This window comes from Blautia sp. DFI.6.71, from assembly GCF_020593585.1.
GTDB classification, from domain to species: domain Bacteria; phylum Bacillota; class Clostridia; order Lachnospirales; family Lachnospiraceae; genus Blautia_A; species Blautia_A wexlerae.
In genome coordinates this window covers 1-11,663 of the sequence record NZ_JAJDMJ010000079.1, presented here as the reverse complement: position 1 = coordinate 11,663, position 11,663 = coordinate 1, and the positions used below count along the sequence as shown (strand labels likewise).

11 protein-coding genes are annotated in these 11,663 nt (G+C 44.5%); all 11 read left to right on the top strand.

Annotated features, from left to right (window positions below):
- Positions 1 to 113: 113 nt before the first annotated feature.
- The 11 genes from LJE12_RS18545 (at position 114) to LJE12_RS18495 (ending at position 11,585) form a co-directional block, all read left to right on the top strand.
- Positions 114 to 1,421: an adenylyltransferase/cytidyltransferase family protein gene (locus LJE12_RS18545; RefSeq protein ID WP_008705390.1), complete on the top strand. Its 1,308-nt coding sequence runs from the start codon at positions 114 to 116 to the stop codon at positions 1,419 to 1,421.
- Positions 1,418 to 3,844 carry a LicD family protein gene (locus tag LJE12_RS18540; protein ID WP_227227006.1) on the top strand — a complete coding sequence of 809 codons (2,427 nt, stop codon included), beginning with the start codon at positions 1,418 to 1,420 and terminating at the stop codon, positions 3,842 to 3,844. Before LJE12_RS18545 ends, LJE12_RS18540 begins: the two co-directional genes overlap by 4 nt.
- A gap of 24 nt (positions 3,845 to 3,868) precedes the next feature.
- Positions 3,869 to 5,029 (top strand): LicD family protein, encoded by a 1,161-nt coding sequence (locus tag LJE12_RS18535; protein ID WP_118408501.1) that lies wholly within the window; start codon positions 3,869 to 3,871, stop codon positions 5,027 to 5,029.
- Positions 5,030 to 5,040: 11 nt separating this feature from the next.
- Positions 5,041 to 6,783, top strand: a complete 1,743-nt coding sequence (locus LJE12_RS18530) for a thiamine pyrophosphate-binding protein (protein WP_173702893.1) — start codon at positions 5,041 to 5,043, stop codon at positions 6,781 to 6,783.
- Positions 6,784 to 6,943: 160 nt separating this feature from the next.
- Positions 6,944 to 7,681 carry an SDR family NAD(P)-dependent oxidoreductase gene (locus LJE12_RS18525; protein WP_227227005.1) on the top strand — a complete coding sequence of 246 codons (738 nt, stop codon included), beginning with the start codon at positions 6,944 to 6,946 and terminating at the stop codon, positions 7,679 to 7,681.
- A 237-nt stretch (positions 7,682 to 7,918) separates the two neighbouring features.
- A complete protein-coding gene (rpmG, locus tag LJE12_RS18520; protein WP_025578252.1) occupies positions 7,919 to 8,068 on the top strand; it encodes a 50S ribosomal protein L33 in 150 nt (49 codons plus the stop codon).
- Between the two features lie 52 nt (positions 8,069 to 8,120).
- Positions 8,121 to 8,330 (top strand): preprotein translocase subunit SecE, encoded by a 210-nt coding sequence (gene secE, locus LJE12_RS18515; RefSeq protein WP_008705380.1) that lies wholly within the window; start codon positions 8,121 to 8,123, stop codon positions 8,328 to 8,330.
- A 15-nt stretch (positions 8,331 to 8,345) separates the two neighbouring features.
- Positions 8,346 to 8,861 (top strand): transcription termination/antitermination protein NusG, encoded by a 516-nt coding sequence (nusG, locus tag LJE12_RS18510; RefSeq protein ID WP_008705379.1) that lies wholly within the window; start codon positions 8,346 to 8,348, stop codon positions 8,859 to 8,861.
- A 70-nt stretch (positions 8,862 to 8,931) separates the two neighbouring features.
- A complete protein-coding gene (gene rplK / locus LJE12_RS18505; RefSeq protein ID WP_008705378.1) occupies positions 8,932 to 9,357 on the top strand; it encodes a 50S ribosomal protein L11 in 426 nt (141 codons plus the stop codon).
- A 61-nt stretch (positions 9,358 to 9,418) separates the two neighbouring features.
- Positions 9,419 to 10,111 carry a 50S ribosomal protein L1 gene (rplA, locus tag LJE12_RS18500; RefSeq protein ID WP_008705377.1) on the top strand — a complete coding sequence of 231 codons (693 nt, stop codon included), beginning with the start codon at positions 9,419 to 9,421 and terminating at the stop codon, positions 10,109 to 10,111.
- 478 nt (positions 10,112 to 10,589) lie between these two features.
- Positions 10,590 to 11,585, top strand: a complete 996-nt coding sequence (locus LJE12_RS18495; protein ID WP_227227004.1) for a D-alanyl-D-alanine carboxypeptidase family protein — start codon at positions 10,590 to 10,592, stop codon at positions 11,583 to 11,585.
- Positions 11,586 to 11,663: the final 78 nt, after the last annotated feature.

Genomic DNA, 11,663 nt, shown 5'->3' with positions numbered 1-11,663 from the left:
TCTGGAATGAATTTTGGCTACGTTACTGTGAACGGAGTGAACAGTAACGTATGGAGCAGGAAAACTGTTCGGCAAAATAAGAATATTTTTTTCAGGGGAGTTATGACGAAAGAATGAAGAGAGTAATCACATATGGCACTTTTGATCTTTTTCATAAAGGCCACTACAATATTATCAAAAGAGCAAAAGCACTTGGTGATTATCTGATCGTAGGTGTCACAAGTGAGAGCTTTGACATTGAGCGGGGCAAACTCAATGTGCGGGACAGCCTCATTAAGAGAATCGAGAATGTGCGAAGGACGGGGCTGGCAGATGAGATCATCATTGAGGAATATCAGGGACAGAAGGTCAATGACATCATTAAGTATGATATTGATGTCCTGGTGGTAGGATCTGACTGGAGAGGGAAATTCGATTACCTTAAGAACTACTGTGATGTAGTTTATCTGGAAAGGACCAAGAATATTTCCAGTACAAAGCTTCGCAGTGAAGGTGTTATCTTTAATATGGGAATCGTGACGGATGACATCCGGGATAATGATTTTGTGGAGGAATCCAAATATGTCAGCGGAGTTCATGTGGAACGTGTATTCAGCGAGGATCACGAGACTGCACAGAGATTCTGTGATAAATATGAGTTAGGTTCCTGCTGGAGCAGCTATGATGAATTTCTGGCAGATGTAGATATTGTTTATATCAAGACATCGCTGAACCGGAGAGCAGAATATATTGAGCGAGCGCTGAAAAAAGGAAAATATGTGATCAGTGATTCGCCCATGACACTTTCCTCAGAGAAACTGCGCTACCTGTTTCAGGTGGCAAGGGAGAACAATGTGGTTCTCATTGAACGGACCACACTGGTCTACCTGCGGGCGTTTAATCAGCTGGTATGGCTGGTACACAGTAACCTGGTGGGAGATCTGGTAAGTGTCAAATGTGCAATCTCCCAGGATGATTTCGAGGGCGGCAGGACTTTTAATGAGACGGTCTGCACAGCTATCTGCGCAGTACTGAAACTGCTGGGAAAAAAATGCCAGGATATCAACACCAATGCGGTCCGCAATCAGGAAGGCCGTTTTGTATATGATATGATTTCCATGAAATACGCCGGTGCACTGGCGACTATTGAGATCGGAACAACGGTTGACATTGAGAATGAACTTGTGATCATCGGAAGCAACGGCAGGGTAACTATCCCTAATGACTGGTGGAATACCGGATACTTTGAAGCCAATATTTCAGGAAAAGAATTTCTGAAAAGGTACAGCTTTAACTTCGAGGGAAATGGTTTCCGCTATCTGCTGCAGGAGCTGATGATTATGATCAGAGACAAACGGACAGAATGTACCCGGCTTTTCTATGATGAGTCGGTAAGAATAATAGAAATTTTGGAAACAATCAACAGAAAGGACAATTCATGACGGAGAAACAGAAATACCTCCTGAAGCTTTTCAGGGAGGTTGATGAAATCTGCAGAGAACATAACCTCAGATACGTGCTGGCAGGAGGCTCCCTGATCGGAGCTCTCAGACATGAGGGATTTGTTCCCTGGGATGATGATGTAGACCTTTATATGCCACGTCCGGACTGGGAGAAATTCATAGAGATATGCAAAACAGAACTCCCGCCTGACAGAGAGATACAGTGTTCGGAGGTGGACAGAAACTATACAAATTCATTTCCGCGCTACGCATCCACCAATACCTGTGCCATCCATAAGAGCCAGATTATCGGGAAGGACTGCGGCGGAGAGATCATAGACATTCTTACACTGGATCCTGTTCCGGCTGACGACAAAGAATACGAGAAATATAGAACACACATGATGATCTACTCAGATCTTATCAATATTTCTGTAGGCTACAGCGACCGCTGGGAGATACCTGCATCCATGTATCTGAAGTATCTTCTTTCTTATATTTTTCTTGGCAAAAAAAGAACACTGGCAAAGCTTGAGAAGATCATGTTCTCCTATAAAGAAGAGGAATGTGACCGTTATGCCATGCGTTGGGGCGGCTGCCCATTTCTTTTTGATAAGGATATGATGTTCCCTGTAAAGGATGGCATCTTTGAGGGAAAAAAGGCAATGATCCCAAATAAGTGCAGTGACTATCTGATCTGGCATTATGGAGACGAGTGGTCATATATGCCTCCTCATGATAAGAGGGAGGGTCATGTAGCAGTGTGTGTAGATGATCTTCCTTATCAGGAGCTACGTGAAGAATACATGCCGAAGATCAATAAGGAAAGATTGCGCTGGGACAGTGTGTTCCGAAAGTTCTACAATATGCGCATTGCGAAAAAAAGCCATAAGGTCCGCCAGGATGGGCTTGCAATGAAAGCCCGCGCTGTTGCACTGGACCTGCAGAGAGCGATCGATGAATCAGGACTTAAGATCAGTGAGCTGGTGGAAAGCAGATCTTTCCGTAAACTGAGTGCACTTTTTGGCTCTTATTATAAGAATCAGCTCAGTGCTGACTTTATCGGAAGGGAAGACTATACCAATATTTATGCCTTTTATCATCCAACACTTGTGGAGATACCTGACGATGTATTCTATGCAGCAATACTGACTCTGTTTTATACAGAACGTGTATCAAAGGCATATAGAATGCTGCAGATCCGTAAGCAATGGGATCATCTGAGCTCTGATATGGAGAAACTGAAGGAAGATATTGAGCTTTTCCGGAAAGCAGCGGATCACTATGAGTTTCACAGGATGAAGGAAGCAGAGCAGATCATCAGCGACCTTTTGCAGAAATATCCGGGACATCCGGGATTTATGAAATTTAAGTGCAGGTTTCTGATGGAGGATGCGGGAGAGAACCGGATCGAAGCAGAACGTTTTCTTGATAAGGCTCTTAAGATGTTTCCTGAGGATGGTTATTTCCTGAAATATAAGGCAGATATCCTCTGGATGGATGGCGAGATGCAGAAAGCGGCAGAGCTTTATCTTCAGGTAAAGAATAAGACAACTAACGGAATTGTATGGATGGAGATGGATAGATTCTTCAGAGGATACAAATCTGAAATCCTGAAAAGCTGTGAAGAGCTTATTGCAAACCACAACAAGAAGGAGGCTCTCGCATTGATGGAGCTGTGGAGTCGTCTGATACCTGAGGATGATGATATCCAGGGAGCATTATATCTGGCAAAAACAGTGTGTGCACGTACGCAGAGCGAGATAGAGAAAGAAATCGGTGAAATCCGGGCTGTGATCGGCACACAGATGATCACGCCAGTCAGTGTGGAGAAAAATCCGGGAAAAAGCAGAAAACAGATAAAATCAGATAGAACATCAGATGAAACATCGGCTGATGATGTGAATAAAAAAGTATCAGATCCGTCAGCAGAAACTGAAGAAGTTAAAGCGCCGGCGGATATACAGGTTAAAGTTTCAGAAGAACATAAGATGTACAGGAAAGCTCTTACAAGAGCATGGAAGCGGCTGGGGTATTCCGATGAGCTTGCAGAACTGCGCACCCAGATCATCTGTACAGGTGAGGAGAGCGAACTGGAGTGGCTTGCAGAACAGGTACGAAACCGTCAGTTTCGCAGAGAAGAGAAAGCCTGCGCTTATAAGCTGGTGGGTGATGTCAGGATGAAACAGGGACAGACCAGGGAGGCTTTTGCAAATTATAAGAAAGCACTGGAATATGAGATGCCTTCTTATGTAAAAACAGAGCTGTACCGTATTTTTATCAATGATCTGAACGATGGCAGCAGACAGGCGAAAAGCTTTGGAAAGAAGACGGATATTACAGTTGTGCTTGATAAATGGCTTGATAAATATGAAAGTATTGAAGATATTAAGAAAATCGTGCAGACTGTAACTGTTAAGTGACATCAATAGAAATGGAGTAAAGAGTTGAACAAAAAACAAAAGGTGATTTTATCATTATTACAGGAAATCGATGAAATATGCCGCCGGAATAAAATAGAATATTACCTCTCTCCACGACTGACACTCTGCGCAGTGGAAGGGCATCCTTTCCCACAGAATCCCATGTTTGGAGTTGTGCTGATGAAAACAGCGGATATGGAACGGTTCCGTCTGGCTGTGGATGAAGATCCAAGGGAAAAGAGAGCACTGGAATCCATGAAGAGCCACAAATGGTTCTCAGGATTTTATCTGAGATACACCAATACAGATACTCTGTGCCTGAATCTGGACAACACCAGAGACTACGCATTCCCGGGAATAGGAGTCAATATTTTTCCGCTCAGAACGCCGGCAGCTTCTGTAAAAGCAGAACGCAGATTATCCAGAGATGAGAATGCATGGACAGAGCTCTGTCATATCAATTATGCAGATAGAAATTTCAGGAGCAGGGTGAACCGTACAATTATGCGGCTGCAGTGCATGATAACCGGGCGACAGGGACAGGCTGCACATTTGTATGACAGGCTTGTCAGATCCTGCCAGCAGCCCGGAGCAAATAAATATATCCTCAAAAGAAGAAAACAGACTACCATTTTCCCTGCAGAAATTTTTGCGGAGAGTAAACGTGTCACTCTGGAAGGTGCAGAACTCCAGGTTCCGGCAAAAACCGCAGAGTATCTTACCATAAGCTATGGAAAGAATTATAAAGATGCAAAGGAACCCCGCTATGTGACACCCATTGCGCTGGTGGTCAGTGCGAGGGTAAGCTATACACAGTTCTGGAAAGAATCCGGAAACTTTGAGAAATACTGTAAAGAGCGAATGAAAAATGCCCGCAAACTTGCCAGAAGCAGGCGGCACAAAGACTACTTCAACGAATGCTGGGACTATGTAGAGTTCTGTGGGGAGCGCCTGAATCTGAGTGTTTCCTATGAGAAGCAGAAAGACTACATTAAGAACTTGTATAAGAATGAAGATTATATGACACTTGAGAGGGTATTTCGTCCCTATTTCAAGATGATGCAGAAGAGTCTGCAGAAGAACGAACTCTTTGCAGAGGACGAAGAGATTTTTGACATTTATGTAGACGTACTGGAGAAAACAGGAAAGACAGTACAGAGAAGTAAGATCGGCACGCTGATCTGACGGGAGGGAACATGAAACTTTCAGATTATATTGTTACGTTTTTGCAGAAAAAAGGAATCCGCCATTTCTTCGGCTATCAGGGAACCATGATCGCACATCTGGTAGACTCCATTGAGAGAAATCCGGAGACAGAGAATCATTCCGGTTACAATGAACAGGGGGCAGCTTTCGCAGCCTGCGGATACGCACAGGCGAAGGAAGAATGTGCCTGCGCCTATGCTACCAGCGGACCGGGAGCCATCAACCTTCTGAGTGGTGTGGCAGATGCCTATTACGACTCTCTGCCTGTGATCTTTCTCACAGGACAGCTGAACACTTATGAGTATTCAGGGATTAAGGGGCTGCGTCAGCAGGGATTTCAGGAGACAGATATTGTGGCAATGGCGAAACCGATCACCAAATATGCTGTTCAGATACGAAACCCTGAGGACATTGTGGAGGAATTAAATAAAGCATACCATATTGCAACCACAGGACGCAGAGGACCGGTGCTCATCGATCTTCCCATGAATATCCAGAGAAGTGAAGTGGAGAATCCGGTCTATGACATGACTTTTGAGGACAAACATACAGATGCAGCTGCAGCACAGCAGGCGGCAGATACGATTCTGGAAGCACTGGAACAGGCAAAACGTCCGGTGATCATGCTGGGCCATGGCGTGGACAGCAGCTTCAGCCAGCAGAAACTGATCCGCTTTGCACAGAAGAGACAGATTCCGATCATCACCAGCGTTCTGGCGAAATCAGTTCTGGGATACGACCATCCGCTGAATTTCGGGTGCATCGGCGGTGCCTATGGACACCGTTATGCAAATATGATTGCCAATGCAAAAAGCGATCTGCTTCTCTGTTTTGGCATTTCTTTGTGTACCAGACAGATCGGAACCAAAGTACATGAATTTGCCAGAGGTGCAAAGATCATACGTATAGATATTGATCCATACAATCTTCAGAGAGATATCCATGAGAATGGTATCAATGAAGTGAAGCTGCAGGCAGAGACAGGCGCAGTGATCGATTGTCTTGCAAAAGCAGCAGCTCCGGATACAGAGAGGATCAGTGACTGGCTGAATGTCTGCACAGAGATTAAGGAAAATCTTCAGGCAGTTGATGATGCCACACCAGAAAGATATCCGAACCGTATGATCGCAGACCTCAGTGATATGCTGGAGGATACCTCCGCGATCGCAGTGGATGTAGGACAGCATATGGTGTGGAGTTACCAGTCATTCAAGAATCATGAAGGACAGAAACTTCTCTTCTCCGGCGGACATGGAGCTATGGGCTACGGGCTTCCGGCAGCTATCGGAGCGTATTATGCAACCGGAAAACCGACCGCCTGTATTTGTGGAGATGGTGCACTCCAGATGAATATCCAGGAACTGGAGTGGGTGAAGAGAGAGAATCTTCCTGTTAAGATCATGGTCATGAATAACGAAGCACTTGGCATGATCCGTCACCTGCAGAGAGATTATTTTGACTGTCTGTTTGCAGGAACCACAGACGGCTGCGGTTTTGCTTCCTGTAATTTCGCAGAGGTGGCAAAGGCTTACGGCATTCCCGCACTGAGAATGCTTTGCGATGCAGTCAGAGAAGAAGCACCGGAATTTCTGGAAGGGGAAGGCCCGAAACTTCTGGAAGTTATGCTGGAGCATGGAACTTTTGCATATCCCAAGACCTGTCTGGGTGAACCGATCCATAATCAGCAGCCATATGCACCGAAGGAAGTTTATGACAGACTGATGGAATTGTAGGAGTGAAGAATATATTTCGGTAATGTGGAATATATAATCAATATATAATCATAGAAGGAATTTTTTTGCAGGCAGTCCGTTTTATGGAAGTGGGGAGACTCCCGCATGACAGAGAACAGATCTGTCTGTATTATAGATGAATAAAAAGAGGGAATACAAAATGAGCAAGGTAACAGTGATCACAGGCGGCACCTCCGGAATCGGACGCGGTATTGTGGAGAAGATACTGGCAAACTCAGCAGAAGATGATCTGATCTTTGCCACTTACGCCCACAATGCATATAAAGCCAATGAATTCTGGGACAGTCTGAAACCGGAAGACCAGGAGAAGCTTATTATTCTGAAAGCGGACATGTCTTCCTATGACGATATGATGAATTTCGTCAGAGAAGTAAAAGAGAAAGCAGGACACGTAGACTGGCTGATCAGTAATGCTGGAATCAGCACTTACGATAAATTTCAGGATTACACTTTCGAGGCATGGAATAATATCGTGAATACCAACCTGTCTGTACCTGTATTTATGATCAAAGAATTTATGCCTGTTATGACAGAGGGCGGAAGAGTACTCTTCATGGGTTCCTATGCAGGGCAGCAGGCATACTCCTCCTCTCTGGTATACGGCGTGACCAAGGCTGCCATCCACTTCCTTACCAAATCTCTGGTAAAGGAATTTGAGCCAAAAGGCATCACAGTCAATGCCATTGCCCCCGGTTTCATCCAGACGCCCTGGCATGAGAACCGCACACCGGAAAGCTACGAACGCATCAACCGAAAGATCGCACTGCACAGATTCGGTGAGATCAAAGACGTGGCAGATATGGCGTACAGTATACTTACCAATAACTACATGAATGGAAGTATTGTGGACATCCATGGCGGGTATGATTATTTCTGATAAAGTTCAACAGAAGAAATACCATACGGTGTCGGATAGCTGCGTTTCCTGTAAAAAATATGCGATGAAATATAAGCATAAATAATAAGAAAAGACTTGACTTAGGCATGTCATATGTGATAAACTTGACAAGCGACATGGAAGTTAGGTCTTTTTTTTATGCCCGAAAAGATGACGGATACATCGTCCGGCATGAGGAAAATGACCATGCAAATGAAAACACTGGAGGTGGAAGTTGTGCGCGTTAAGATTACATTAGCATGTACCGAGTGCAAGCAGCGTAACTACAATATGACTAAGGAGAAAAAGAACCATCCTGAGAGAATGGAAACTCAGAAATATTGTAAGTTCTGCCGCAAACACACTCTGCATAAGGAAACAAAGTAATCCAAGGTAACTGGACGAAACAGTTACTCACAGAGAATTGTGAGGTCAGGCTATGCAAGGAAATGAAAAATCTGCTGGCAAGAGCCAGAAGAAGAGTTGGTTTCAGGGACTTCAGTCAGAATTCAGGAAGATTGTCTGGACAGACCGCAATGAACTGATTAAACAGACTATCGTGGTAGTTTGTGTGTCAATCGTGCTTTGCGTACTGATCAGCGTCATGGATTCATTTATTCTCGAAGGCATTAATCTTTTAATGAAATAAGGATAAGGTGATTGTATGTCAGAAGCGAAATGGTATGTTGTCCATACTTATTCCGGGTATGAGAACAAAGTAAAAGTCGATATTGAAAAAACCATCGAAAACAGACACCTGGAAGACCAGATCCTTGAAGTTCGTGTTCCGCTGCAGGAAGTGGCTGAGCTGAAAAACGGGGCTCTGAAACAGGTTCAGAAGAAAATGTTTCCTGGCTATGTACTTCTCAACATGGTTATGAATGACGATACATGGTATGTTGTCCGTAATACCAGAGGTGTGACAGGCTTCGTTGGACCAGGGTCCAAGCCGGTACCGTTGACCGAGGAAGAGATGCTTCCTCTTGGTATCAAGAAAGAGGAAATTCAGGTCGATTTCGCAGAGGGTGATACAGTTGTTGTCACAGGCGGTGCATGGAAAGATACCGTTGGTGTTATCACTGCCCTTAATGTGCAGAAACAGACAGCAACGATCAATGTTGAACTTTTCGGCCGCGAAACGCCGGTAGAAATTAGTTTCGCAGAAATCAAACAGATGTAACAAGCAAAGGTAACAATATCGTGGGAGGGACCATAAACCCCCGCCAATACCACATAGGAGGTGCCGAAAAATGGCAAAGAAAGTAACAGGATATATCAAATTACAGATTCCGGCTGGTAAAGCAACTCCAGCACCACCTGTAGGTCCAGCTCTTGGACAGCACGGTGTAAATATCGTTCAGTTCACAAAAGAGTTCAATGCAAGAACAGCAGATCAGGGAGACTTAATCATTCCTGTAGTTATCACTGTTTATGCAGACAGAAGTTTCAGCTTCATAACCAAAACTCCGCCGGCTGCAGTTCTTCTTAAGAAAGCTGCTAAGATCAAATCCGGTTCCGGCGTACCGAACAAGACAAAAGTTGCTAAGGTTACTAAAGCTCAGGTTCAGGAAATCGCTGAACTTAAGATGAAAGACTTAAATGCAGCATCCCTCGAAGCAGCTATGAGCATGATCGCTGGTACTGCAAGAAGTATGGGAATCGAAGTAGTTGATTAATTTTAATATTAAATAGTAAGTGGGAGGGCGTTCCCCGCAAATACCACAGGAGGTTATAGAAATGAAACGAGGAAAGAAATACGTGGAAGCTGCTAAAGCAGTAGACCGCGCTACATTATATGATACCGCAGAAGCTATCAGCTTAGTTAAAAAAGCTGCAGTTGCTAAATTTGACGAAACTATCGAAGTTCATATCCGTACAGGCTGCGATGGACGTCATGCAGACCAGCAGATCCGTGGTGCAGTAGTTCTGCCACATGGTACTGGTAAAAAAGTTCGCGTTTTAGTCTTCGCTAAAGATGCTAAAGCTGAAGAAGCAAAAGCAGCAGGTGCTGAATTCGTAGGAGCTGAGGACCTTATTCCGAAGATCCAGAACGAAGGATGGTTAGACTTTGACGTTGTTGTTGCAACTCCAGATATGATGGGTGTTGTAGGTCGTCTTGGTCGTGTACTTGGACCGAAAGGTTTAATGCCAAACCCGAAAGCTGGTACAGTAACAATGGACGTTACTAAAGCAGTTCACGATATCAAAGCAGGTAAGATTGAGTACCGTCTTGATAAAACCAACATTATTCATGTTCCGGTTGGTAAAGCATCCTTTACAGAGGAACAGTTAAGCGACAACTTCCAGACGCTGATCGATGCTATCGTTAAGGCTAGACCAAGCACACTGAAAGGTCAGTATTTAAAGAGCGTTGTTATTGCTCCGACAATGGGACCTGGTGTGAAGATCAACCCAATGAAATTAGCATAATAGATTTTAGCAATTTAAGACTCTCGGAGATGCTCCGGGGGTCTTTTTGCGTTTCTTTTTGGGGGTGGCGGGTATGGGGACGCACAGGAAAATATTTGTTTTCTGATACGGCTGCGGAGGCAGGAATACTAAGCTTCCGGAAATTTGCTAAAACCATGCCATAAAAATTCAAACTCGCTTCGCTCAGACAGTGAATTTTTCCGGCATAACGCAAATTCCCGGAAGCTAAGTATTGCTACACCTCCTGTAGATGTATCAGAAAACAAATATTTTCCTGTGCTGTACAATGGTAATGGTTTCGCGGGCGAGGGAAAACGGAAAGGTATTGGATATAGGGAGAAAGATGCAATGTATGGGTGTGCAGGAATGGAAGATTACAGGATTGGGTAGGGGTGTGTTATAGTAGGGGGATGAATTAGAGATTTGTCAGATATATTTTTTCTGAGCAATGTTATAGAGGCAGACAGGAGGCGTTATTGTGGCTGGCAGGAGACAGAAAAAGAGCGGTAGAAGAAGTTATGCATGGAGATATCGGGGCAGGATTGTGGCTTGTGTGTTTGTTGAGGTGATCATTATCTGTGCGCTGGTTATCATGATCGGATGGAATAAGGGCGTGAAGGAGTGGTTTGAGCAGTTTGAGCAGCCGGTTCTGAAGGAAGTGGATATCAGTGGAATTAACAGTCCGAATGCGATCCTGATGCAGGCCAGGGGAGGTAAGATTCTGGGTGAGATTAACGGGGAGGCTCAGATTTATCCGGCTTCTATGACGAAGATTATGACTGTGATACTGGGGATTGAGAATTTTGATAATCTGGATGAGAAGATTACTCTGACGGATGAGATGTTCGCCGGATTGTATGAGCAGGATGCTACGCAGGCAGGTTTTCAGCCGGGGGAAGAGGTCCGGGTGATTGATCTTCTCTATGGTGCGATGTTGCCTTCGGGGGCAGAGTGCTGTATTGCGCTGGCAGATACAATCAGTGGTTCAGAGGCGGATTTTGCGGAGCTGATGAATAAGAAAGCAAGGAAGCTTGGAATGGAGAATACTCATTTCTGTGATTCTACAGGGCTGCATAATCCGGATCATTACAGTACGGTTAAGGATATGGCTGTTTTGATGAAGTATTGCATTAAGAATGATACGTTTCGTGAGATTGTGGAGACCTCCAGACATTCTACCGGAGTTACAAATATCCACCCGGATGGAATTACTTACTACAGTACAATGTTTAAAAATCTGTCTGATCCGACAGTCACAGGTGGAAAAATCCTCGGTGGCAAGACCGGCTATACCAGTGAGGCAGGGCACTGTCTGGTGAGTTTTGCGGAGATTGAGGGCAGGGAATATATCTTTGTTTCCGCAGGTGCTTCCGGAGCAGATGGAAATACGATTCCGCATATTCAGGATGCTGTGACTGTTTATAACAGGGTTGGTGCGGCGATTGAGGCGAAGATGAATGATAATAATAAATAAAATCTCCCACAAATTGTGACGCACATTGATATGCTACCCTCATATAGGACAATGAAATATAAAAGTCCTATATGGGGG

Excerpts from the sequence above, each read along its gene's own strand:
- LJE12_RS18525 (WP_227227005.1), top strand. The coding sequence starts at position 6,944 with ATGAGCAAGGTAACAGTGATCACAGGCGGCACCTCCGGAATCGGACGC.
- LJE12_RS18545 (WP_008705390.1), top strand. The coding sequence starts at position 114 with ATGAAGAGAGTAATCACATATGGCACTTTTGATCTTTTTCATAAAGGC.
- secE (WP_008705380.1), top strand. The coding sequence starts at position 8,121 with ATGCAAGGAAATGAAAAATCTGCTGGCAAGAGCCAGAAGAAGAGTTGG.
- LJE12_RS18540 (WP_227227006.1), top strand. The coding sequence starts at position 1,418 with ATGACGGAGAAACAGAAATACCTCCTGAAGCTTTTCAGGGAGGTTGAT.
- nusG (WP_008705379.1), top strand. The coding sequence starts at position 8,346 with ATGTCAGAAGCGAAATGGTATGTTGTCCATACTTATTCCGGGTATGAG.
- LJE12_RS18530 (WP_173702893.1), top strand. The coding sequence starts at position 5,041 with ATGAAACTTTCAGATTATATTGTTACGTTTTTGCAGAAAAAAGGAATC.
- rplA (WP_008705377.1), top strand. The coding sequence starts at position 9,419 with ATGAAACGAGGAAAGAAATACGTGGAAGCTGCTAAAGCAGTAGACCGC.
- rplK (WP_008705378.1), top strand. The coding sequence starts at position 8,932 with ATGGCAAAGAAAGTAACAGGATATATCAAATTACAGATTCCGGCTGGT.